Raw genomic sequence first — 20,635 nt, 5'->3', positions numbered from 1 at the left:
TAACAAAAAATGAGCTTTTGTACAACAAAAAGCTAGAATTTACGCTTGCCCATAAATAAAGCGATGTCACGTAATTTTTTCTTTACGGGATGTTTGGGTAATGCATCTATTTCTTGTAATGCTTTTTTTAAATATTTATCGCTCATTTTATTAGCTTGCGCAATTGCATCAGATTTACGCACATACTGCAACATTTTTTGACGCTCAGGCTCCGTTAACGTACCTGCAAACACTTTCGCTAAATAAGGTTGCATCTGTGGGTCATCTTTTAACAATAAAATGGGTAATGTAATGTTACCTTGCAATAAATCACTACCAGCAGGCTTCCCTAATTCTTTATCTGTTGCCATAATATCTAAGACGTCATCAATAATTTGGAAGCTCATGCCAACAAAATATCCAAAGCGTTTTAAATGGCCCACCGTTTTTGTATCAACGCCTGCTGCCACCGCACCAAGCTCACAACTAGAAGAAATCAGCAAAGCCGTTTTTCGTTTTATCCGTCTGAAATAATCCTTTAAGCCCTGATCCAATCTAAATTTATCTTCAATTTGAATGACTTCACCGTTACAAATTTCCACCATCGTACGTGCCAAAATTTGATGCACAAGTGGGTCTTCGAGCTTCGTAATATATTCAAGTGCACGAGCAAAAATAAAATCGCCCGTGTACATCGCTACTCTGTTATTCCACTGCGATTTGACAGTTGGACGCCCTCTTCGCATATCGGAATCATCAATCACATCATCATGCACTAGTGACGCCATGTGAATGAGCTCAAGAGGCACAGCCACATCTTTCATCTTTTCGATATTATAATCGCCAAATTTCGCGCCAAGCAACACAAAAATTGGTCGTATCCGTTTGCCACCAGCTTGTAATAAATGGAGAGAAGCATCATTAATCAAATGTGAAGACGAGTTCACCGCTGTTTCTAATTCTTTTTCGATGATATCTATATCTGATTTCAAATCGGAATAGAGTAGTTTTAACTTCATCTTTTCCACGCGTGAAAACCTTCCCCCATTAACGTACTTTTTTAAAGCCCATATGCATTGCCGCTGCACCACCACTATATGCTTTGTACGTTACTTTTTCTAAACCTGCCTGTCCAAACATTGTCGCTAACTTCTTCATGCCTGGGAAATCATTTGCGGATTCCTGTAACCATGAATATTCTTTAAAGCTTTTCGCAAACATCTTACCGAATAACGGCATAATATATTTAAAATAAAATCGAAATAGTTGTCGATAACCTGGAATCTCAGATTGTGAAGTTTCTAAACACACAACCATTCCACCTGGTTTGACGACACGATGCATTTCTTTTAACACTTGTAAATAATCCGGTACATTACGAAGCCCAAAACCAATCGTCACATAATCAAATGTGTCGTCAGGAAACGGTAATTCCATTGCATTCCCTTGTATTAGCTCAATTTGCGGATAGGGTATTACTTTTTGTTCTCCGACTTTCAGCATGTTTTTACTGAAATCTAAGCCCTTTACTTCACCTTGTTCACCAACAGCCTCTGCTAAGGCGATGGTCCAATCTGCCGTACCACAACAAACATCCAAAGCTTTCGATCCAGGCTTCACGGCCATGCGCTTCATCGTATCATTGCGCCAGCCGATATGCATCTGGAAACTGATAACACCGTTCATTTTGTCATAGCTTTCCGAAATGCTTTCAAATACTTCGTGTACGTGCTCTTCTTTCGATTTAGCCATTTTTAAAACCCCTCTTATCCGTTAGTAGAGGCAATAGATGCCTCTACGCGCGCTTGTAGAGCTTGTTTCACATCATTTTGTAAAAATGATGCTTGGTCTAAAAACTGCAACAACTCTGTTTTTAAGCGCACAATTTTATCTTGTATAACGCTGTTGTAGGTCGCGCCTGCCTGTTTCGCACTTTGTTCAAGCGCTTTACTCATTAATGATATTTGTCCACGTTGGTAAGAAAGCCATTCTCTTTCCAAGCGTAAAATTAATAAGCTCTTTTCTATAATCGGTACATACGCATCAAATGCATAGAGGTCAAAAAACTGCGCAATTAAACCTGATTCAATAGTGCTTATTGAAGAAAACCACTGTTCGACCGTACGTTTTTCTGCCTCATATACTTTAATTTGATGCTCACAACGTGACACAATGCCTTGTGACAAATTTCGTATTAATGCGACATTTCCCGACATCGCCAAAATTTCATAATAACGACCACTATAAAAGTCTCCAGCTAATACGGTTAACTGCTGTTCTTTTGAAGTGGCATCTAATTCTTTTATATGATCGTGAGCCGCTAGGGCTGCGTACACAATTCCAACAGTAATTGCAGCTTCTCTTTGTTCCTGTTGCCACTCTTCACCATTCAAAAAGGGAACTAACAAGTAAAACAATTGATTTTCATCGAGCACAGGCACCCCTGTGTATTTTTGCAAAGTTCTATGACGAACATCCATGAAAATCTCTGTTTTTAACTGTGCAATTGAATTTTGAATGTATGTTGCATTCATAGACCTTACTCCATTTCACTTTCGAATACGTCAATCATTTTCATGATATAACGCTTGCTTACTGAGTCATTATAGCATAAGCAACGATTCGGAATAAAAAGTTTTCGCTTACCAACATTAACGGGCAGTAGGACGCCCACCACAGAGATGCTGAGAAAGAATGGTAGGAAATCCAACTGCCCGCAATGCCGGATTAAAGACACATACTCGTTTTGTTTTTCCTTGTTGGTTAGTATGTGTGACCACAAAATCTGTGGGCCCCACCTAATCAGCCATTGAAAACCTTGCACGTTTGCAATATTACCATTCACATTGTGCGTTTGAATCCATGGGTGTCAGGTATTCTTCAATGCGACGTTACTTTTTCCCTTCACTATGGATGACACCATGTGCTGTATGGATTTGTGCTTTACCCCGAATTTTCATCGCAGATGTATGATCAGTAAATTGAGCAATCATTACCTCACCTGCATCTAATTTTTCAGAATGATGGAATTTTGTATCCGTCCCACGTGTTAAGCCAATCACATGCACGCCATCTTCTTCTGCTTGTATCACTATATAATCTTGCGCCATCGTCTGTACACTCCTTAAATCCGACAAATTCTTAGTACATCATAACACAATTAGACATGCAATTTAAGACATTTGAATAAATGACAAGACTTCTCTACGTTTTACTTCATCTTCTTGATAAATGCCGCGTGCCACAGAAGTCACTGTTTTCGAACCTGGTTTTTTAAGTCCTCGCATAGTCATACACATATGTTCTGCTTCAATGACCACATAAACACCCTTTGGTGATAGCATTTCCATAATCGTATCAGCTACTGATGACGTAATACGCTCTTGTAACTGTGGACGACGAGCAATCGTTTCCACTGCACGACCTAACTTACTAAGCCCCGCAACAATGCCATCGTTTGGTATGTAAGCTACATGTGCTTTCCCATAAAACGGCACCAGATGATGTTCGCACATTGAATAAAACGGAATGTCCTTTACAAGTACTAGTTCCTCATGATCCTCATGGAAAACTGTTTTAAAATAATCCTTTGCATCTTCATGTAAGCCACTAAACATTTCTGCGTACATTTTTGCAACACGCTTTGGTGTATCTAGTAGCCCTTCACGGTTTACATCTTCACCAACCGCTTCTAAAATCATCTTAACTGCTTCTTCTATTTTCAATAAATCAACATTCGACATCCGTAAAAACCCTCCTGCATATCAAAACATTACACATTTCTCATTGCATCGTAGCATATCCAAAAGGTAAGCGCAAAATGACTTACTTCATTCACAGCAAAAACAACATCTCTCATTCAATGATGCCCCGGCATCATTGCGTCGGGATTCGGCTTTTGCTTGCACAAAGAACTCCTTTCCGATTCCGTAACATCCACCAGAAGCTTTAATTTCTTTTAGCAGGACACGGCTGAAAAGTAACTTACAACCCACATTCATATCACCACCTATAGAGGTGGGAGACTGCTGTACCTGTCGTTACGCTTTCGGTACAAAAAATATTTGCTGACAGAAGTTAAAGTTTGCGTGTAGCACATTATGTATACATCTACTCATCAAAAAGAGCAGTCTTCATGTTCGTTTACATGAAGACTGCTCTATGTAACTACTAGACGTGTATTATTTTACAGCATCTTTAAGCGCTTTACCTGGTTTGAAAGCAGGTACCTTGCTAGCAGCGATTTCGATTTCTTTACCTGTTTGTGGGTTACGACCTTTACGAGCCGCACGTTCACGTACTTCAAAGTTACCAAAACCGATTAATTGTACTTTGTCACCCTTTGCAAGAGCATCTTGAATTGTATCAAATACAGCTTCAACTGCTTTAGAAGCGTCTTTTTTTGAAAGACCTGCAGCTTCAGCAACAGAGTTTACTAATTCTGTTTTATTCACACCATTCACCTCCTCTCAAAGGGTCATGAATCAATTCTGTAAAAAGAGTAACACATAGAAAACCGCTACGCAACTGTATTCATCCCTGATTATAACCAAAAAATCATTTTTTCACCCAAAAAACGAAAATAAAAGGACTTTTCGCATAAAAACGAAAAGCCCTAAGATATTTTTTTGCGCTTTATTTTCCTTTTTTTCACTATAAAATAAATGTCACTAAACCTCTTTCACCTTCATTTACCATACGTTCAATTGTTTGACGCATACGTTTTTTAGCTGTTGGTGGCACAGCATTCATTTTATAGCGAATTCCTTCTTTTAACACTTCATGCAATGGTGTACCAAAAAGTTGTGTTTGCCATAGGGCATCACGATCATGTAAATAAGCATGATTTAAATCCTTAAGTAACTGTTGACTATGGAACTCTGAACCAATAAGCGGTGCAAATTCCGATTCCATATCAACGCGAATAATATGATAGGATGGTGCTTTTGCCTTCATACGCACACCGTAAAAATTATTTTGTTTAATCAATTCTGGTGCGGTTGGCTCAAATTCCTGCATCATCGGCAATGTCACACCATAACCGCTCGAATCTGCTTCGTTAATGGCTTCTTTAAAGCGTTTTTGAGCTTCTTTTGCCTCTGCCGCTTCTTTTATGAATAGCAGCCAATCTCGCTTCGTCTCAATCGGCTCATCTAGCCATTCATTGCAAACTGCTTTATACAGTTCTCCTTGCAACGATACCCGAATAACCGCTGTACCTATTCCAGAATCCACGTGTACCACTTCACTTTGATCGATAAAATCAATGGCTTTAAAGGCATCAGAGGCCTGTTGCACATCTCGAATTTTCATCACAGATGACAGCACTTCTTCCATCGAATCGATGAGCGCCACATTTAAAGGGTGAGTTGCATCTAAGACATCCAACCAATCTGGTTTCTCAACCTCAATCGTCCGGATTGGAAATTCGAAAAGTGCCTCTTGCAAAATATATTGAATATCTGATGCACGCATTTGATCGATTGAAATCGCAATCACGGGCACATTATAGCGTTCAAATAATTCGTTACGAAGCTGTACAGTTTCTTCCCGTGCTGGCATTTGGCAATTTAACAAGATGACAAATGGTTTACCAATTTCCTTTAACTGATTGACAATTTCCTCTTCAGCCTTTTCTGCGGCATGGCGCTGAATACCATTTACCGTGCCGTCTGTTGTCACGACAATACCGATATTGGCATGATCGCGAATTACTTTATCAGTTCCAATTTTCGCCGCTTCCTGGAAAGGGATTGGCTCTGTATGCCAAGGTGTATGCACAAATTTCGGACCGTTCTCATCCTCATAGCCCTTTGTACCATCAATAACATAACCGACACAGTCTGCTAAACGAATTTGGAATGACATTTCATCTTCGCCGACTGCAATCCGTGTTGCTTGGGCAGGCACAAACTTCGGCTCAGCAGTCATGATGACTGGGCCCGGCGAGCTTTGTGGCAGCTCGTCCTGTGCTCGCATTCTTTCTGTATTATCCACAATATTCGGTAACACTACCGCTTCCATTACTTTTTTTACAAATGTTGATTTACCTACACGTACTGGACCGACAACACCAATATAAACATCGCCATTTGTGCGCTCTGCAATTTCTTTAAATACTGCTTCACTCAAGGTTTCTGCCTCCTTTATCTACGCTTTTTCACTATATGCGAGCAGGCAAATAAATATGAAAAAGCTCCCTACAATTTGTGTAAGGAGCTGTAAATTAATCTGTTTCTGTTTCTGTTTCTTGTGTCGCCTTTGTATCTTCCTGTGCTTTTTGCATGTCTGCTTTATAAGCTTCCATCATAAATGTTGGCTCACCATTTTCATCTACTGTATATGGCACCGAATAGGCAGGCACTACCGGATATTTCTCGACAAGAAGCTGACGAATATCATCACCTGGTTTCACTTCAGGCTTGTCTTCTTGTAATAATTGATTTAAATCGATTGAATAGTCAACATGCATTTCGCCATCACCAGTCATAAAAATTGGTAATTCAGCACCTGAATAAGGACTTTTCACGGTTACTTCTGATTCATAGCCTAATTTTTCAAAGTTAATTTGATACACATTATCGGAAATTGAGTCCTTTATCGGCATATATTTCAAACCGATTTTACGAATATTCAACTCACGCATACGCTCTGCGGAGTTTAAATCTACTAATTTAACTTCAGCTGTATTCTCAGGATCCCAAATTATATATTGATAGATGCCACCTTTTTCATAAGCATTGGCTGGTGTTTGGGCAATATATTTTGGTATTAGCTTTTCAAAATCAATGAGATATTTTATATAAATATCTGTGTCCATATCACGATTTTTAATAGGAACAAGGCCACCAGTTGCTTCACGATACTCATTGACTGCTCGTTGTACCGCTGCCAGTTGGTCAACATCTGGCACTTTATTAGCGACTTTTTGATCTTCTGGAAAAGCACAGCCAACTAATAGTACCGCTGCTACCGCCATCAAAAGAAAGGCACTTAGTTTCTTCATGTCATTTACTCCTCCTTATTTTTAAGCTGGCCATGTGGCAACAATAAGTACCATTAAAAATGTACCCAGTCCAAACAGTATGTATGCGATTAAATTTACGATTATCCGTAAAAAACCATTTGAAATCTTATTCCGACCTAAATAAATCAAACCGACTGACACAATCATAAAGCCGATACAATAAAATGATACCCACATTATATCGAGTGCAGGCATATGTGCTAACGGACCCATTCAAGACAACCACCTTTCATCAATGTCACGAGACAATCAACGTATATTATACTATGTGCTTCTGTAAAAATGAAATAGCTGTCCCTTAAGTATCATTAAATGGACAACCTTTTTATTATTGTTAAAGTAGCCATAAATCAAGGAAATTCGCTTTTAGTACAGCATAAAGGCGTCTCAGAAGTATTTCTGAGACACCTTATTTGTGTCCATTTTAAGACGGTAACCATGAAGTTCGCAAAATTACGTGCATTTTTATAATAATATTGTAATCATTGCATCATTTCATCAATTTCCCGCTTTTTGACACGCATCATTAATGCATCGACTGCCACTTTCGGCTCGACATCATTGAAAAGCACGCCATAAAGCTCAGAAGAAATCGGCATCGCCACATCATATTTTTCGGCCAATTGATAGGCTGCTTTCGTTGTTCGTACACCTTCAACCACCATGCCCATTTGCTCCAGTACTTGTGGTAGTTTCATGCCTTTACCCAACATATTACCGGCGCGCCAATTCCGAGAATGCACACTTGTACATGTCACAATTAAATCACCCATGCCCGTAAGTCCTGCAAAGGTAAATGGGTTGCCGCCCATTTTCACACCAAGACGCGTAATTTCAGCAAGACCACGTGTAATAAGTGCTGCCTTTGCATTATCACCATAATTTAGGCCATCTGTAATACCAGCAGCCAATGCTATCACGTTTTTCAATGCGCCGCCCATTTCCACGCCAATCACATCTTCATTTGTATAGACACGGAAAAATTGATTCATAAATAAATCCTGTACCTTTTCCGCAGCCTCGATGTTGGCACAAGCAGCTGTAATCGTTGTTGGGTGGTGCAATACAACTTCCTCTGCATGACTTGGCCCAGAAAGCACTACAATCTCTTCCACAAAATCAGCTGGTAAGCTCTCCGCTAAAATTTCTGAAATACGTTTTAAGGAATCAGGCTCAATTCCTTTCGATACATGAACAAACAACACCTTTTTATCAAGGGTTGCTAGCATCTTTTCACATACTTCACGAATAGCCTTTGTTGGCACAGCCACAATGATTGTAGTGGAATGCGCTACCGCCTGTGCAATATCGCTCGTAGCATGTAGATTCGTTGGTAGCTCCGTTTCAGGTAAATATCTTCTATTCGTATGCTGTTCATTAATTTCTTCTGCCTGGTCGGCTCTATGCGTCCATACAAGCGTATCATGTCCATTTTCAGCCAGTACCATTGCAAGTGCTGACCCCCATGAGCCTGCACCTAACACACAAACTCGTTCCATCCAAAATTCCCCCTTTGTAAAAAGACGCCACCCTACACAAATGTAGGGTTGGCGTACTGTGTGTATGAATATTCGTTAAGCACGCGCTCGCGTGATTAAACGGATTGGCGTTCCTTCAAAATCAAATGTTTCACGAATACGGTTTTCTAAGAAACGTTCATAAGAGAAGTGCATTAGTTCCGTTTCGTTCACAAAGACCACGAATGTTGGCGGTTTAATCGCCACTTGCGTTGTATAATAAAGTCGTAAACGACGCCCTTTATCAGTTGGCGCTGGGTTACGTGCCACAGCATCCTCAATCACCTCATTCAGGATAGATGATTGAATACGCATCGCGTGATTTTCACTTACACGTTGGATTATCGGTAAAATTTGGTGAACTCGTTGTTTCGTATTCGCTGACACGAAAATAATTGGCGCATAGTCCAAGAATAAGAAATGCTCACGGATTTGGTGTGTATGAACATTCATCGTTTTGTCGTCTTTTTCAATGGCATCCCATTTATTGACAACGATAATAACAGCTTTACCTGCTTCATGTGCATAGCCCGCGATTTTTTTGTCCTGTTCTTGAATGCCTTCTTCTGCATTCAGCACAACTAACACAACATCAGAGCGTTCAATTGCGCGCAATGCACGTAACACTGAATATTTCTCAGTTGTTTCATACACTTTACCTTTTTTACGCATCCCTGCTGTATCAATAATGACATATTCCTGTCCGTCATATTCATAAGGCGTATCAATGGCATCTCGAGTTGTCCCAGCAATGTCACTTACAATCACGCGATCTTGACCTAAGAATGCATTTACTAATGAAGATTTCCCAACATTTGGTCGTCCAATTAAAGAGAATTTAATTACGTCGTCTCCATATTGTTCTTCATCTTCTTGTGGGAAATGCTTCGCGCACTCATCTAATAGATCCCCTAAGCCCAAACCGTGAGAGCCTGAAATTGGCCAAGGTTCGCCAAAGCCAAGTGCGTAGAAATCATAAATCATTTCGCGCATGTCAGGATTATCAATTTTATTTACGGCTAATACGACTGGCTTTTTCGTTTTGTATAAAATTTTAGCGACTTGCTCATCTGCCGCCGTTACCCCTTCACGACCATTTGTCATAAAAATAATAACATCTGCTTCTTCAATGGCAATCTCAGCTTGTTGACGAATTTGTTCTAAAAACGGCTCGTCTCCAATCTCAATACCACCTGTATCAATAATATTAAAGTCATGTGTTAACCACTCTGCCGAACTATAAATACGATCACGTGTTACGCCTGGAATATCTTCCACAATCGATACACGTTCTCCAACGATACGATTAAAAATCGTCGACTTACCTACGTTCGGACGACCTACGATGGCTACTACTGGTTTCGTCATCTGTACTTCATCCTTCCAACTTCTTGTCTTTCGCTATTATACACGAAAAATGCCATTATATCATATCATATCCATCAAAGGGACCGCTTTTTACGGTTCTAGCCATCTATTAGGCACTTTTATCCGTCATTTCGTTGCCACTATAGTTATTCTATCCGTCACTTCGACGATTCTATCCATCACTTCTGCATTTCTATCCGTCACTTCTGCACTTCTATCAAAAAAAAAGCGAGGATACAATTACGTATCCTCGCTAGTACTACTTATTTAAAGTTTTTCAGTTGATCGCCAATGACATCCCCGAACGAGAATCCTGTGTTTTCTTCAGGTAATTCATAGTCGATGACTTCTTCAGCATCTGGATTTTCTAATAAGTCCTTGATGCTTAAGGCAAGACGACCTTCATCTGCATTAACGTCAAGTACCTTGACCTGTACCTCTTGTCCTTCTTTTAATGCTTCATGTGGCGTATTAATATGCTTATGTGCAATTTGTGAAATATGCACTAAGCCCTCTACGCCTGGTAAAACTTCCACGAATGCACCGAATGAAGTAAGGCGTTTCACTCTGCCATCAAGCACAGTGCCTTTAGCAGCACGTTCTTCGATATTCGACCAAGGTCCAGGAATCGTATCTTTAATCGATAACGAAATACGTTCATTTTCAGGGTCTACAGAAAGCACTTTAACCTGTACTTCTTGTCCTTCTGTTAAAACCTCGCTCACATCACTCACATGCTCATGAGATACTTGTGAAATATGCACAAGCCCATCGATACCACCTAGATCAATAAATGCACCAAATGAGGCTATGCGTTGAACTTTACCATCTAACACATCACCAGCTTTAATTTGGTTAATGACATGTTTCTTCTGAGAAGCTTTTTCTGATTCTACGACTGCACGGTGAGATAAAATTAAACGATTTTTTTCTTTATCTAGCTCAACAATTTTAAAGCTTAAAGATTGACCTTTATAGCCTTCAAAATCATCAACAAAATAATCTTCTACAAGGGATGCCGGAACGAAGCCACGTACTCCTAAATCTACGACAAGACCACCTTTTACAATATCCTTAACTTCCGCTTCAAATACTTCTTCTGAAGCAAATTGTTGTTCAAGTGTGTCCCACGCTTTTAAGGCATCTACTTTACGTTTTGATAATACATAGTTTTCATCTTCAACTTTTGTAATCATCAACTCTAACTCATCCCCAATAGAGATAGCGTCAGACGCTCTTTCAATGTGTAAGCTCGATAATTCACTGATTGGTACGATTCCGTCAAACGGTGCACCTGGAATTGAAACAGTTACTGCTTTTTCATCAACCTGCTCTGCAATACCTTTGACGATATCACCTTCGTTAAACGTTTGTTCTGCATAGTTCATTTCTTCAGACATATGTAACCCTCCTTCGCATCTTCCCTTACTATTTTATTCGATATTGATGACAAAGACAAAAATAAATCCTTTAAAATCAAAAAATGTCTGAAATTTTAGGCTTTATGCCATTTTTGCTTGCGCTAATTTTAAAATGGCTTGCGCCGCAGCATCAATTGATAGCTCTGTCGTGTCTAAAAATATCGCATCCTCAGCTTGGATTAGTGGTGACGCTTCACGCTCACTATCCATTTTATCGCGCAAAGCGATTTCCTCTTGCAGCTTTTCAATGGACGACTCAATACCTCGTTTCTCATTATCGATAAAACGACGTCTTGCCCGTTCCTCTACAGTTGCAGACATATAGATTTTTAGTTCTGCATTCTTTAACACATGAGTAGCAATATCACGTCCATCCATTACAACGCCACCATTTGCTGCAAGTTTTTGCTGCTGTGCCACTAATAATTCACGTACTTTGGCATGTGCAGCCACCTGCGAAACAGACGATGTCACCTCGTTAGAACGGATTTCAGCTGACACATTGTCCCCATCTAAAAAGACAAGTTGTCCTTGCGGTGAAGGCTTTAAATCAATCGTGCTAGCTGCTAACATTTCTGCTAATTTTGCTTCATCATCTAAATGTATGTTTTGTTGCATCGCTTTATACGTAACTGCACGATACATTGCACCTGTATCGATATAAGTGAACCCTAGTGATTCTGCAACAATTTTTGCAATTGTACTTTTACCAGCGCCTGCAGGTCCATCAATCGCAATTTGAATGTTTTTTTTCATCTGTGCTTCCCTACTTTCTATCCACCATATTGTATCATAATAACGAAAAAAAGCCCTCTTTGAGAAGAGGGCTTTCATGAAAAATTAGACTTCAAATGGATTCAATTCTTTACGACGATTGACTAGTTGTCGCTCAAAGCAAAAACGTACTATATGCTGTTGATCGACATCATCCGTATCCGTTAGCTGAATCGTTGCAATCTTCAAGTTATCTTTTTCGAAAATACGAACAACCGAAGCATCTGTCGTTACATAGTTCACTTCCCCATTTGCAAACGGGAGGACAATCGTTAACTTTACATCATCACCATCTTTAAAGGCTAAATTTCCTTTTAAGATAAGCGCTAAACCACCTGCGCTAATATCCACTGTTACGAGTTGATATTTATAATCCTTAAATTGAACCGCAACATCTACAGGTGTTTCCACACGGACATATTCACGACGTTGAATTTTGATAAACTCTTCTGCTTTTGGGCAGTGCAACATAATCATTGGGATATTGCCAGCTTTTCGCCCTATCACTTCCGTATTGAAAGCAAAGGAATGTTTGTCCTCTGTACGGAAGGTTGCTCTAAATTCTGAACCATCTATCAAAAAAGCAGTTTTCTTTGTCACTACATTCGTGGGATAATCGATATAAATAATATTGTCTTGTTGTTCTACAACTTTACAGCGGAATTTTTCTACGTGCTCTGTGTACGTAGGTTCAAGTTGTAACTGTGTACCAATTTTTATTTCCATGAGCATCTCCCCGGCACAAAAAATATACCTTCATTATCGCACGAGATGCAAAATTTTGCTATATGAACTGGAAGCATTTTCTTGACTTTACGTTAAATATTCTACTTTTAAAACATTATGATTTTCAGCATCAATGACAACGCGGAATGTTTCCTGCGTCTTGCCATTTCGAACGGCAATCACTTCATAACAAAGACGTTGTTCGAATTGACCATTATCCGTGTAAATATTTTTCACTTCTTCTACTTGTACGTCTTCATCGAAGAAAGTTTTCCAATCAATCGGTTTTGCCGTTTGCGGTTTAATGGTTTCTTCTTGAATATATTCCATTGCATTGGCACCTAATAATTCACCTGTGTCCTTTGCAATTTTTAATTGTACGCCATCCGCATAAATTAACGCTTTGTCACTTGGGTTAACACGTGCAAACGTAACATGCCATGCCAAATGATTCTCTCGCGATTCCACAAAGGCAACATCTTTCATCCCAAGTCTCTGTAAATGCTCTTCTGCCTTTTTAGTAATTTGTTCTTGTGAAAGTTTCGCTTCACCGACAGGTCGCTCTACTAAATAAGACAGTAAATGCCCACCTTTTTCTGTTAAATCAACATAGCCAAGACGAATACCCTGATGGAATTGGATATGATAGAACGGATACGGTGCAGTATCACTACTTTTTGTTACCGTAAACGTAGCATCTTTAATTAATGGGAATAAATATTTCACTTTTTCTAACGCTTCTTTTTCTGTAATAACTGAATCTTGTAACGCTTTTAGCTCTATTTTTTTCTGCCAGTCCGATTCACTTAATGTAAGCGGGAAATCTTTTTCGCCATAATCTTTTAACGTATTTTTCACATTATCAAACGATGTATTTGGATTTTTGTTGTCTACTTGTCGCAACCAAACATCCATATTGCCATCCTGTTTATAATAATCGACCGTGGCAGTCGTCCACTCGTCGGAGAGTGATTGTAAATTTGTAGAGATTTGCGGCATTTTTTCTCTCCACGCTTCATAATCTCCTGTTTTGGCAGTTTTCCTCGCCTCTTCACCAAGTTTACCTAAATAACCTAACCACTCGTTCGAAAGCTCTTGTCCAATCGGAATATTAGAAATCGATGATCGGACCTCAGAACTTAGTCGCCAAATTGAATCCAACTCACTATGGATTGCTTGTTCGTCTTTAAATAATAAGGACTGTGAAACAGCTCTTTGTAAGTACGATAATTTTTCTGAGGCATCTGTTAATTTTTCTGTGTACTGCGCATGAACGGTACGTTGTAGACTTTCCTTATCAGAATGCAAATTTATGCTGTATGCACCTAAACCGATAACTGCGACAGTTAAGATAACGAGCAATGTTCTCATCTGTTTTCCTCCTATCTATGAACAGAAAATATGCTCACCAATTTGTTTTATTTGTGGTCGTGACCAAATCCATTTACTTGTTGCTGTTTTCGGATTGAAATAATAAAGCGCATTTTCCGATGGATCCCAGCCGTTCATAGCATCAATAACAGCCTCTTTTGCACGTTGGTTCGGTTCAAGCCAAATCTGACCGTCAGCAACAGCTGTAAACGCTAGAGGTTGGAAAATTATCCCTGAAATTGTATTTGGGAATTCTGGACTCTCCAGTCGGTTTAAAATAACAGCGGCTACGGCGACTTGTCCTTCATAAGGCTCTCCTCTAGCTTCTCCGTAAACGGCATTCGCTAAAAGTTGTAATTCCCGTTCTGTATATTTCGGTGGAATTTGCGTATCGGTTCCACTTTTATTGCTACTACCGCTATTGTTCCCACTAGCTGTAGCGCCTCCGCCTCCACCGGTATTATTTTTTTTCACTTGCTGATCAAGTGGTTTTCCACCATAATAGGTAAATTGATTCCCTGCTTTTAGCTGTGCCTTCACCCATTTTTCATCATAATCTGAATGCCCTGCTAATGCTTTTTTCGTCTTTGTACCAGCTATGCCATCTACCGGTAAACCATATTTCTCTTGGAAATTTCGTAAAGCCCAGTATGTGTTATAGCCGAACTTACCGTCAATTTTACTTGTGTAAAATCCTAAGTATTGTAGCCTAGACTGTAATTCAATTACATCATCACCGTAAGCGCCACGAGTAATCTGTTGGTCGCTAAACGCAACGGCATCATTATGCGGGATGGAAACTATACTAACCGCTAACATCAAACAAAAAAGTATGCTTAATAAACGCACAATCATCACTCCTTTTTTCATAGCTTGAAGCAATCGTCGTATTTTATACTAAAAAAATATAAAAGCGCAGAAATCTATTTCAATTTCTACGCTTTTATATTTTTTTATGCATATGAAGATGTTGGACAAGGTGATAGTGCGCAAGCTTTACTTTACGGAGACCAAACCACCATAAAAATAGCATAAACGGTATCATTAAATATACCCAGTGTCCTTTAAATGATAATATTGTATTGTATAAAATGTGTAAAACTACCGGTGCACATAGCGCCATAGCAATCATTTCTTTTGTCTTTGCAAGCTTCAAGAACTTGGCACGTCCATAGTAATAACCCATTACCACGCCGAATAATGCATGACTTGAAACAGGTAATAATGCGCGCATAAATGCTGTATCAAGACCGAACGATAATAAATATAATACATTTTCAATCGTTGCAAAACCAAGAGATACACTTGCACCATACAAAATACCATCATAAGGATCATCAAATTCCACATGATTGTAAATTGCTATTAAGAGAATGAACCATTTAAAAAACTCTTCAACGACACTGGAAAAAAGAACATCTTGTAAGTAAACATATCGAAAAACCCCTTCCTCTGTCAGCACATACTGTAAAAACAGAATCGGGAACGTTAAAAATGCACCATATAAAAACGTTTGAAGTAAAGTTTTTCTTGGCTCCGTTGCCATTTGATTGCGCAAATAAAAGTAGCTAAAAAGCGCTAGACCGGGAGCAATGGCAGCTGATAAGAGAATGATCATGATGCCGGCCCCTTTCAACAATCAATTTCGCCTCGGCCTAATTGTGTACGATTTAAGAATGGACAAGAACAGAGAAACAGGTCAGTTGGCCGGTATCGCATGAATGCGAAGAATTTCGCCTAACGTCCTCTCTTCAAGCCTAGCAAAATCTATGACATCCGCCGGAGGCTTTATGTTCATCCAGTCTTCTGTGGCGGACATTGCGCTTTCGTCACGAAATACATCAGCTGTAGGAAGATAGACTGTAATTATTATACCATGTAATGACAAAAAAGATTTTAAAAAGGAGATTTATTTTATGAGAAAAACGATTTTATTAATTCATACAGGTGGCACAATATCCATGGCAATGAGTGCTGAAGGAGCCGTCATGCCAAACAAAGAAAATCCGCTTATGAAAGAGAGTAATAAGCTAAATGACCTTGCAAACATTATAGAAATGGAGGCCTTCAACCTCCCATCACCACACATCACGCCAAACGAAATGCTTCGTTTACGCAACTTAATTATGGAAAAAGTTTCTGCTACGCAAATCGATGGCGTAGTCATTACACATGGGACAGATACGTTAGAAGAAACGGCCTATTTTTTAGAGTTAACGACGAATTTACACATTCCTATCGTTTTAACAGGTGCCATGCGTTCCTCCAACGAAATAGGTGCAGATGGTATCTACAATTTAGTTGAAGCTGTTCGTGTTGCTGTGGATGACGAAGCATGCGATAAAGGTGTGTTAGTTGTGATGAATGACGAAGTGCACCTTGCCGTAAACACGACGAAAACGAGCACAAGTTCTGTAAATACTTTCCAGTCACCACAGTACGGACCTATTGGACTCATTACTAAGAAACGCATTTTGTTCCATCATGCCCCAATTCGTCGTCATTATGTAGACGTACTGTCGTTATCAAAACGAGTGGCCATGCTAAAGGTCTATGCAGGAATGGAAGTTGATTTACTCGATGTTGTATTGGCCTGTCAATATGATGGTGTCGTTTTAGAAGGACTCGGGCAAGGCAATGTCCCACCAGCAGTTGTAAAAGGCATCGAAAGTCTATTAGAACGTGGTATACCAGTCGTGCTCGTATCCCGTTGCTTTAACGGCATTGCAGAAGGTGTATATGGCTACGATGGCGGCGGTAAAATGTTAGAAGACTTAGGTGCACTGTTTGCAACAGGCATTAACGGTCAAAAAGCAAGACTAAAATTATTAATCGGTCTTAACAAAGTAGGAGCCCCACTGAATCTAAAAGAATTTTTCCTATAAATTCAATGTATTCAAGGTTTACGTAAGCTTATGCAACAACTATTTGCTCATAAAAGTGCAAAATCTCATGCAATCGTATTATCGCTTCCTCAAAATCAGGTTGGATTACCGAAAGTTGCATTAAATTTCGTTGCCGCAAATATTTACTATCACCATGAACAAACAAGCCATTCAATTTTAAATCAGTTGTGAAGTTTGCAAGTGCCTCTGGGCAACGTAACGTTAGTATCATTGGATAATGTGACGTCGCTAACTGATTGTGCATAAACGGAAGCTGCAGCAATCGATCAAAACGTTGTTGTAGCAAACCGTAACGCGCGGGATAGAGTTGTAATGCCGCTTCTACATTACCAACAAGTACTGCTGGCATTGTAAATGGGACGGTGCCGCGCTGATAATTGGCCAAGTCTATGTAAGCGGGTAAAGTCGTGGACGGCTTCGCGAGTGCCTGCGAAAAAACAAAGGCTAATCCGCTGAGTGCTCCAAGCGCTTTACCACTCACAGCTGTTGCTAGATAGCATTCTTTTAATGAAAACGACATGGCTCCAAAAGAACTAATGCAGTCTACACATAACTTTACGTTATAACGCTTTGTAAGCTGAACGAGTGTCTCTAAATCATTACATGTCCCTGTAGATGTTTCCCCATGCACCGCAAGTAACCAGCTGTAGCTATTTGTTTGGAAGAAGGAATCTAGTTGTTGTTTGTCAAACTCCATTCCCCAGTCCTGCTCCATCACATCAAAATCCAATGACCAGCGCTGTGCTTGCTTGTGAAGACGCTCTCCAAATTCCCCGTTCGTTAAAATGAGCCCTCGCCCCAATTGCTGTTCCTTTAATTGTCCGAGCATAACTTCATTTGCCAATGTACCTGAACCAACGAGCGTGGCAACATACGGGGCCCCCGATAATTGCACAAGTCTGTTTGTCATGCGTTCATACAACGCTTCAAAAGCCTGTGAACGATGTGATAGCTCCGAATACAAAATTGTTCCGTTCTGTTTCACTGGTCCAGGATAAAATGTATAGTTTTCCTTTGCGAGCCTCTGCTGTAATGATTCTTCAAATTGCTGCCTTGTTAATACCATTGGTAAAAACATCGCCTCCTGTGAACCCACTGCTGGTGCAAATTGGGTAAAGCCCATTTGCTTATATAGCTTCTCCTGTCGTGTCGTACCAGAAATAACTGCAGCTGAATAGCCTTTTTCATAGGCAAAGGCATTCAACGCTTGTGTTAATTTAAGTAGAACTCGGCCAGTACGATACTTCTTCTTCACAGCAAGCAAGCGAATTTCACATAGCTTACTACAAATTTCCTGTGGTAAATATTGCTCTACCTCGCCTATTTTCTCATCAATTGAAAATGGACGTTGATCTCGAAAAGCCAGCATACCGATAAGCTCTATTTCTTTATAAACAACTAAATACGTATTTTGATGATGAAAACGATCAATCTTTCTTCTCAACGCATTCGGCTCATGTTGGGGAATTTCCTCCACAAAAGTTTCATAATTCAACTGCGCAATAGCATCAAACTCCGCTTCTGTTTGCGCTACTTTACACCAATACATACACTCACTTCCCTCGTTCTAAAGACTCTTTAATATTCGATGAATGCTTAATAAGCATACAGATTATAGCAATTATCATCGGTATGTATACTAGTGAATGACCTGTCCAAACAATTGTGCCTACATAGAAGATAAAACCACCTACCATACCTAACGTCAGGCTTCTTGTTACAGCTAGCACCAGAGCAGTCCCGACAATCATCATTGCAAATAAATTTGGAGATAATGCAAGTCCCACACCAATAAAGGTCGCTACTCCTTTGCCACCATTAAATTTCAGCCAAAGCGGATACAAATGACCGATAATCACAAGGCCCGCCCCTACAACAACTACCCACTCTTCAAAGTGCCATAAACGTCCTACCCCCACAACAACGACACCTTTTAGCAAATCACCCAGTAGCGTCCATAGAAAAGCAGCCTTTCCTATGACACTGCCCGCATTACGAGCCCCTAAATTTTTGCTTCTTTCTACCTGTAAATTAACACCATATCCTTTTCCAACGACATAAGCTGTCATAAAGTTGCCAATCCCGTAACTTAACAGCCAATATAGCCCAATCACTCTTGTCCCCCCCTTTTCGACATGCGGCACATTGCGCTATTTATTATTAGGCTAGCGCTATCCGTCATTACCCTTGTTCTAACCATCATTTCGTCCGTTCTATCCGTCACTTCGCCCGTTCTATCCATCATTTTAGTTAAAGAAAGCTGTATAAGCAGTTTCTGCCTATACAGCTTCTTGTTATGACTGTCGTTTTGCAATTGCCTTGGCAATACAATCACCATGGAAACGACCATTTTCTATAAAGATTTCATTGGCATTATTCCCCGCTGCAATAACGCCAGCAATGAACAAGCCCGCTACATTTGTCTCCATTGTTTCAAGATGACAGAACGGACGGCCGGACTCCTCGTCAATTGTTACCCCCATCGCTCTAATGAAAGAATGATCTGGGTGATAACCTGTCATGGCAAAAACGAAATCATTGTGTAAAATCTCTTCATGCCCATCGACTTCCAGTACAACCTCATTTGGACGGATTTCCTTAACAGTTGTATTAAAACGCATCGACACTTCGCCGTTACGTACAATACCTTCGAACTCCGGTAACACCCAAGGTTTAATACTAGATGAATACTCGCTACCACGATAGACCACCGTTACACGAGCACCAGCCTTGTTCAACTCTAACGCAGCATCTACTGCTGAATTTTTGCCACCGATTACAAGGACATCTGTATCAAAAAATTCGTGTCCCTCTTTAAAATAGTGAAACACTTTCGGGTAATCTTCACCCGGAATATCCAAAAAGTTTGGATGATCATAGTAACCTGTTGCAATCACGACATAAGGTGTCTCATAGACATCTTTATCTGTCGTTACCGTAAACAGCTCTTTATTTTTCACAACACTTGCGACTGTTTCAAAACGGTTTACTTGAATATTTTTCAAACGCACCACCTCACGGTAATAAACAAGCGCTTGATTGCGTTTTGGTTTCCGTCCTTCAATTATAAACGGCACATCACCAATTGCTAAACGTTCACTCGTGCTAAAAAAAGTTTGATGTGTTGGATAATTGTAAATCGCGTTTACGATATTTCCTTTTTCAATCACAATTGGTTGTAAACCAATATTTTGCAAAGATATTGCTGCTGCTAAGCCACAAGGGCCTCCTCCAACAATAATTGCATCTACTTGTTGCATTGTGTGACACTCCTATCAAATTTGCATCAGCATAGTTATCACTGAAGCTTTCATTGCGCGCAGAGCACATAGACATCTGCGGGTTTAATTAATGTGATTACTTCAATTTAGGCATCGTTACGTCCACAGTGTGATTTGTATTGGACTTAATCTTGCACAGGGAACGACATAAAGTAGGTCATTTCGCTAAAACTGGCGTAATGCTGTTGCCCATAGTGGTTCGTTAGCCGTTCTACAGGACCTTCTAACTTCGTAGACAAAACGGTTAATTGCCCACATTAAAGAT

At 39.9% G+C, this 20,635-nt stretch carries 21 protein-coding genes; 1 reads left to right on the top strand and 20 read right to left on the bottom strand.

The genetic code is table 11. From position 1 onward, the window contains the following. Positions 1-32: 32 nt before the first annotated feature. The 17 genes from hepT to prsW form a co-directional block, all read right to left on the bottom strand. Positions 33-1,007 carry a heptaprenyl diphosphate synthase component II gene (gene hepT / locus C9J31_RS07755; protein WP_107951188.1) on the bottom strand — a complete coding sequence of 325 codons (975 nt, stop codon included), beginning with the start codon at positions 1,005-1,007 and terminating at the stop codon, positions 33-35. Positions 1,008-1,026: 19 nt separating this feature from the next. Beyond that, positions 1,027-1,731, bottom strand: coding sequence for a demethylmenaquinone methyltransferase (locus tag C9J31_RS07750; RefSeq protein ID WP_107951189.1), 705 nt, complete (start codon positions 1,729-1,731; stop codon positions 1,027-1,029). 14 nt (positions 1,732-1,745) lie between these two features. Beyond that, entirely contained in the window at positions 1,746-2,513 is a 768-nt protein-coding gene (locus C9J31_RS07745; RefSeq protein ID WP_107951190.1) for a heptaprenyl diphosphate synthase component 1, read from the bottom strand. A gap of 357 nt (positions 2,514-2,870) precedes the next feature. Next, positions 2,871-3,089, bottom strand: a complete 219-nt coding sequence (gene mtrB, locus C9J31_RS07740; protein ID WP_054768030.1) for a trp RNA-binding attenuation protein MtrB — start codon at positions 3,087-3,089, stop codon at positions 2,871-2,873. Between the two features lie 63 nt (positions 3,090-3,152). Continuing rightward, positions 3,153-3,722, bottom strand: a complete 570-nt coding sequence (folE, locus tag C9J31_RS07735; RefSeq protein ID WP_054768029.1) for a GTP cyclohydrolase I FolE — start codon at positions 3,720-3,722, stop codon at positions 3,153-3,155. Positions 3,723-4,160: 438 nt separating this feature from the next. Further along, on the bottom strand, positions 4,161-4,433 hold the full coding sequence (locus C9J31_RS07730; RefSeq protein WP_004232618.1) for an HU family DNA-binding protein: 273 nt from the start codon (positions 4,431-4,433) through the stop codon (positions 4,161-4,163). Between the two features lie 199 nt (positions 4,434-4,632). Then, the gene (spoIVA, locus tag C9J31_RS07725; protein WP_107951191.1) at positions 4,633-6,111 is read right to left on the bottom strand and encodes a stage IV sporulation protein A; all 1,479 of its coding nucleotides are present in this window, start codon (positions 6,109-6,111) and stop codon (positions 4,633-4,635) included. A 94-nt stretch (positions 6,112-6,205) separates the two neighbouring features. Continuing rightward, a complete protein-coding gene (locus C9J31_RS07720; RefSeq protein ID WP_107951192.1) occupies positions 6,206-6,985 on the bottom strand; it encodes a hypothetical protein in 780 nt (259 codons plus the stop codon). Between the two features lie 21 nt (positions 6,986-7,006). Next, positions 7,007-7,219, bottom strand: a complete 213-nt coding sequence (locus C9J31_RS07715) for a DUF2768 domain-containing protein (protein WP_107925100.1) — start codon at positions 7,217-7,219, stop codon at positions 7,007-7,009. Positions 7,220-7,488: 269 nt separating this feature from the next. Beyond that, positions 7,489-8,505, bottom strand: a complete 1,017-nt coding sequence (locus tag C9J31_RS07710) for an NAD(P)H-dependent glycerol-3-phosphate dehydrogenase (RefSeq protein ID WP_107951193.1) — start codon at positions 8,503-8,505, stop codon at positions 7,489-7,491. A gap of 75 nt (positions 8,506-8,580) precedes the next feature. Beyond that, positions 8,581-9,891: a ribosome biogenesis GTPase Der gene (der, locus tag C9J31_RS07705; RefSeq protein WP_107951194.1), complete on the bottom strand. Its 1,311-nt coding sequence runs from the start codon at positions 9,889-9,891 to the stop codon at positions 8,581-8,583. A 263-nt stretch (positions 9,892-10,154) separates the two neighbouring features. Then, the gene (gene rpsA / locus C9J31_RS07700) at positions 10,155-11,291 is read right to left on the bottom strand and encodes a 30S ribosomal protein S1 (RefSeq protein ID WP_107951195.1); all 1,137 of its coding nucleotides are present in this window, start codon (positions 11,289-11,291) and stop codon (positions 10,155-10,157) included. A 102-nt stretch (positions 11,292-11,393) separates the two neighbouring features. Then, positions 11,394-12,068, bottom strand: a complete 675-nt coding sequence (gene cmk, locus C9J31_RS07695) for a (d)CMP kinase (RefSeq protein ID WP_107951196.1) — start codon at positions 12,066-12,068, stop codon at positions 11,394-11,396. Positions 12,069-12,152: 84 nt separating this feature from the next. Continuing rightward, positions 12,153-12,812: a flagellar brake protein gene (locus C9J31_RS07690; RefSeq protein WP_107951197.1), complete on the bottom strand. Its 660-nt coding sequence runs from the start codon at positions 12,810-12,812 to the stop codon at positions 12,153-12,155. 87 nt (positions 12,813-12,899) lie between these two features. Continuing rightward, positions 12,900-14,183, bottom strand: a complete 1,284-nt coding sequence (locus tag C9J31_RS07685; RefSeq protein ID WP_107926762.1) for a PepSY1/2 domain-containing protein — start codon at positions 14,181-14,183, stop codon at positions 12,900-12,902. A gap of 15 nt (positions 14,184-14,198) precedes the next feature. Then, positions 14,199-15,032, bottom strand: a complete 834-nt coding sequence (gene sleB, locus C9J31_RS07680; protein WP_107926764.1) for a spore cortex-lytic enzyme — start codon at positions 15,030-15,032, stop codon at positions 14,199-14,201. 94 nt (positions 15,033-15,126) lie between these two features. Continuing rightward, positions 15,127-15,801, bottom strand: a complete 675-nt coding sequence (prsW, locus tag C9J31_RS07675; protein ID WP_107926765.1) for a glutamic-type intramembrane protease PrsW — start codon at positions 15,799-15,801, stop codon at positions 15,127-15,129. A 298-nt stretch (positions 15,802-16,099) separates the two neighbouring features. Between prsW and C9J31_RS07670 the strand changes: the two genes are divergently transcribed. Then, positions 16,100-17,068 (top strand): asparaginase, encoded by a 969-nt coding sequence (locus tag C9J31_RS07670; RefSeq protein WP_107951198.1) that lies wholly within the window; start codon positions 16,100-16,102, stop codon positions 17,066-17,068. A gap of 28 nt (positions 17,069-17,096) precedes the next feature. Here C9J31_RS07670 and C9J31_RS07665 read toward each other — a convergent pair whose 3' ends face one another. The 3 genes from C9J31_RS07665 to C9J31_RS07655 all read right to left on the bottom strand — a co-directional run bounded on the left by C9J31_RS07665 (position 17,097) and on the right by C9J31_RS07655 (position 20,349). After that, positions 17,097-18,638 carry an aminotransferase class V-fold PLP-dependent enzyme gene (locus C9J31_RS07665; protein ID WP_107926769.1) on the bottom strand — a complete coding sequence of 514 codons (1,542 nt, stop codon included), beginning with the start codon at positions 18,636-18,638 and terminating at the stop codon, positions 17,097-17,099. A gap of 4 nt (positions 18,639-18,642) precedes the next feature. Next, positions 18,643-19,203, bottom strand: a complete 561-nt coding sequence (locus C9J31_RS07660; RefSeq protein ID WP_107951199.1) for a glycerol-3-phosphate acyltransferase — start codon at positions 19,201-19,203, stop codon at positions 18,643-18,645. 180 nt (positions 19,204-19,383) lie between these two features. Next, complete coding sequence (locus C9J31_RS07655; RefSeq protein WP_107951200.1) at positions 19,384-20,349, bottom strand: YpdA family putative bacillithiol disulfide reductase; 966 nt, start codon at positions 20,347-20,349, stop codon at positions 19,384-19,386. Between the last annotated feature and the right edge of the window lie 286 nt (positions 20,350-20,635).

Origin of the sequence: Lysinibacillus parviboronicapiens (assembly GCF_003049605.2) — a bacterium.
Classification (GTDB): domain Bacteria; phylum Bacillota; class Bacilli; order Bacillales_A; family Planococcaceae; genus Lysinibacillus; species Lysinibacillus parviboronicapiens.
Note: the sequence above shows the minus strand (reverse complement) of the source record. Positions and strands in the feature narration are given on the sequence as shown.

Bases quoted from the DNA above. Each gene is read 5' to 3' on its own strand.
- C9J31_RS07655 (WP_107951200.1), bottom strand. From the start codon at position 20,349: ATGCAACAAGTAGATGCAATTATTGTTGGAGGAGGCCCTTGTGGCTTA.
- rpsA (WP_107951195.1), bottom strand. From the start codon at position 11,291: ATGTCTGAAGAAATGAACTATGCAGAACAAACGTTTAACGAAGGTGAT.
- C9J31_RS07715 (WP_107925100.1), bottom strand. From the start codon at position 7,219: ATGGGTCCGTTAGCACATATGCCTGCACTCGATATAATGTGGGTATCA.
- mtrB (WP_054768030.1), bottom strand. From the start codon at position 3,089: ATGGCGCAAGATTATATAGTGATACAAGCAGAAGAAGATGGCGTGCAT.
- prsW (WP_107926765.1), bottom strand. From the start codon at position 15,801: ATGATCATTCTCTTATCAGCTGCCATTGCTCCCGGTCTAGCGCTTTTT.
- C9J31_RS07670 (WP_107951198.1), top strand. From the start codon at position 16,100: ATGAGAAAAACGATTTTATTAATTCATACAGGTGGCACAATATCCATG.
- C9J31_RS07690 (WP_107951197.1), bottom strand. From the start codon at position 12,812: ATGGAAATAAAAATTGGTACACAGTTACAACTTGAACCTACGTACACA.
- C9J31_RS07710 (WP_107951193.1), bottom strand. From the start codon at position 8,505: ATGGAACGAGTTTGTGTGTTAGGTGCAGGCTCATGGGGGTCAGCACTT.
- C9J31_RS07665 (WP_107926769.1), bottom strand. From the start codon at position 18,638: ATGTATTGGTGTAAAGTAGCGCAAACAGAAGCGGAGTTTGATGCTATT.
- der (WP_107951194.1), bottom strand. From the start codon at position 9,891: ATGACGAAACCAGTAGTAGCCATCGTAGGTCGTCCGAACGTAGGTAAG.
- C9J31_RS07750 (WP_107951189.1), bottom strand. From the start codon at position 1,731: ATGGCTAAATCGAAAGAAGAGCACGTACACGAAGTATTTGAAAGCATT.
- C9J31_RS07720 (WP_107951192.1), bottom strand. From the start codon at position 6,985: ATGAAGAAACTAAGTGCCTTTCTTTTGATGGCGGTAGCAGCGGTACTA.
- cmk (WP_107951196.1), bottom strand. From the start codon at position 12,068: ATGAAAAAAAACATTCAAATTGCGATTGATGGACCTGCAGGCGCTGGT.
- C9J31_RS07745 (WP_107951190.1), bottom strand. From the start codon at position 2,513: ATGAATGCAACATACATTCAAAATTCAATTGCACAGTTAAAAACAGAG.
- C9J31_RS07685 (WP_107926762.1), bottom strand. From the start codon at position 14,183: ATGAGAACATTGCTCGTTATCTTAACTGTCGCAGTTATCGGTTTAGGT.
- folE (WP_054768029.1), bottom strand. From the start codon at position 3,722: ATGTCGAATGTTGATTTATTGAAAATAGAAGAAGCAGTTAAGATGATT.